General features: G+C 28.8%; 3 protein-coding genes. All 3 read left to right on the top strand.

Annotated elements, in window-relative coordinates; genetic code table 11:
* The first annotated feature begins 470 nt into the window (after positions 1-470).
* The 3 genes from MVY38_RS07545 to MVY38_RS07535 all read left to right on the top strand — a co-directional run bounded on the left by MVY38_RS07545 (position 471) and on the right by MVY38_RS07535 (position 2,391).
* Complete coding sequence (locus tag MVY38_RS07545) at positions 471-1,046, top strand: TetR/AcrR family transcriptional regulator (RefSeq protein WP_297484880.1); 576 nt, start codon at positions 471-473, stop codon at positions 1,044-1,046.
* Positions 1,047-1,134: 88 nt separating this feature from the next.
* Positions 1,135-1,656 (top strand): hypothetical protein, encoded by a 522-nt coding sequence (locus MVY38_RS07540; RefSeq protein ID WP_297484878.1) that lies wholly within the window; start codon positions 1,135-1,137, stop codon positions 1,654-1,656.
* 51 nt (positions 1,657-1,707) lie between these two features.
* Positions 1,708-2,391, top strand: a complete 684-nt coding sequence (locus MVY38_RS07535; protein WP_297484876.1) for a Fic family protein — start codon at positions 1,708-1,710, stop codon at positions 2,389-2,391.
* Positions 2,392-2,553 lie beyond the last annotated feature (162 nt).

The raw sequence follows: 2,553 nt of genomic DNA, 5'->3' as shown, positions 1-2,553 counted from the left end.
CCATATGATGCCTTTTATATGGTAATTATTGTACTGTTTTTATGATTTTAGTATGGTTAATTTTAGGGTACTTTTGGTAGAATATTTTACAGTGTTTGGAGTTGGGTTCTTTCACAGTCTCCTTGGAAGAAAAATAAGTTACCCAGCTGCGCTTAAGTCGTTTAAACTAAAATGAGATAAGATACTGCAAAGACAAAAGAACTTGAAAAAGGTAACTTATTTTTCAAGTCAACCGTTGTAAGTTCCCGCGGAGCGGAAACTTACAACGGCGAAGCGCCACCAACCTTTTGTCATATTCCGCTACGCTACATACAACAAAATGCAGGAGTCCCACACAAAGGTGTCTCCCAGAAAATCGCAAGCAAATTTTCTGAAATACACATTTGTGGAGCTCAGCTTCGCCGTTATACTCCATATCATATGCACTATTATTTTGCTAAAATACATAATTCATTCAAGGATATAAAATTATGCCAAAAAAACAATCTACGCGCGAAGAAATTTTAGATGCAATATTTATGTTGGTTTATATAAATGGGTACAATGGTACGAGTATGTCTATGATTCTTAAAGAGTGTGGTATTCCAAAAGGCTCACTATATCATTATTTCAAATCTAAAAAAGAGATGGTATTAGCGGTTATAAAAGAGCGACTTGCACCCCGAATGGATGATTTCTATAGCTTTTCCAACACTCAAAACAAACATTCTATTGATATCCTTATAGATACAATAATAAAAATTTCGCAAAAAGAGCAACTCATAAAATATGGATGTCCCCTTAATCGACTTAATCAAGAAATGAGTTCAATTGATAAAGATTTTGAAAGTGCTATAACTCAAATATATAATCATATTAAAGAAAAAATCATTTTACTTTTGCATAAATCAAATATAAAAAAGGAAATTAATATTGAAGAACTTTCAGAGTTTGTAATAGCAAGTATATGGGGTGCACTCTCTTTAAGCCCTACACAATCTTCCAAAGACAGATATTTAAATACAGTTTTTTATCTTACAAACTATTTGAAATCTTTAAAAAATTAAAAACAGACCATTCAGTCTAATTAAAGTTAATTTTGAGTACAATTTAAAAATAGACTAAAAGGTCTATTTTTAAATATGAGGAAATATAATGTTTATAGTAAAGCCAATAAAAGCTAAAGAAGCAACAAGAGAGTTGAAATTAGTCTATAAAAAAACAGAAATGACATTGGGCTTTGTACCTCCACATTTTGAAGTTTTTGCAACTATAAATATAGAGTCTTTGAAAGATTTTATAGAATACAATTTATATTTCACCAAACATCCAAAGATTGATGCTAAAATTTTACCTTTTTTACGATTATGTATCGCACAAAAAGAGTGTAGAAAATATTGTATAAATTTTAATACAAAATTATTGATGGCAAATGATATCAATAAACAGATTCTTAATGATGTCTGTTTAAATATTGATAAACTCCCATTTAATATGGAACAAAAGCTACTATTATCAAAAGTTATCTATGCTGTATATAATGCAGATAAGTTTTGTAAAGATGACTTAGAAGAACTTTATAATGTAAATTTCAGTGATAAAGATTTTTATGAATTGCTAAGTTATGCTACAAATTTTATGGCAAAAAGTAAAATGATAGAAGTATATATGAAATAATGCTAAAATATGTATTATTAACTTTTAATTAAGCCATATTGGGAATATATTATGTATAAACTAAATAAATTAACACTAAAACAAAGAGAAGAACTTTTTAGACAACTTCGCATTTCAATTACTCATCACTCAAATGCGATGGAAGGAACAACTCTTTCTTTCGGTGAAACAAAAGAGTTACTTGAACATGGGAATACTGCTGGAGATAAACCACTACATGAACAACTTGTGATATTAGGTTTTGCAAAAGCTTATGATGTAATAGTTCGCGAAGCTACAAATAAAGAAAATATTATTGACAGTAGTTTTATAAAAGATATTCATGCCATTATGTTTGAAGATGCTTTAAAAGTAGCACCTCAATTTGTATCTAAACCTATTGGAGCATATAGACTAGATGAAAGATATATTAAAGGTGTAGATATAAAACTATCAGCACCTAATAAAATCTCTAATGATATTGAAAATCTACTTTATAGATTTAATAGTAATAATATGAGTTTAGAAGATATTGCAGAGTTTCATATATTATTTGAGAGAGTACATCCATTTGCCGATGGCAATGGAAGAGTTGGAAGGTTAATAATGGCTTTTCAAGCTATTCAAAATAATATAGTTCCACCTCTTATTGAGAATGAACATAGAAGTGAATACTTAAAAGCCATTAATGACAAAAATGAACTTTTTAAGTTTATTGATGAGAGTATTCAAAACAGTATGGACTTACTAGACTAAAAAGTACAACAAAACATAGGAACGCAATAAATTACCTAACGGAAATTTATGGTTCTATTCGACCGTTATACTCACAAAAGGATTAAGATGTTTATAGTGTCATTAACATATATAGAAGATTTAAAAAAAGTAGATGAATTATTACCTTTACATGTAGATTAT

The organism is Sulfurimonas sp., from assembly GCF_027056685.1.
In the GTDB taxonomy this organism is placed as follows: domain Bacteria; phylum Campylobacterota; class Campylobacteria; order Campylobacterales; family Sulfurimonadaceae; genus Sulfurimonas.
The sequence above is the reverse complement of the archived record's forward strand: the minus strand, read 5'-3'. Positions and strand labels throughout refer to the sequence as shown.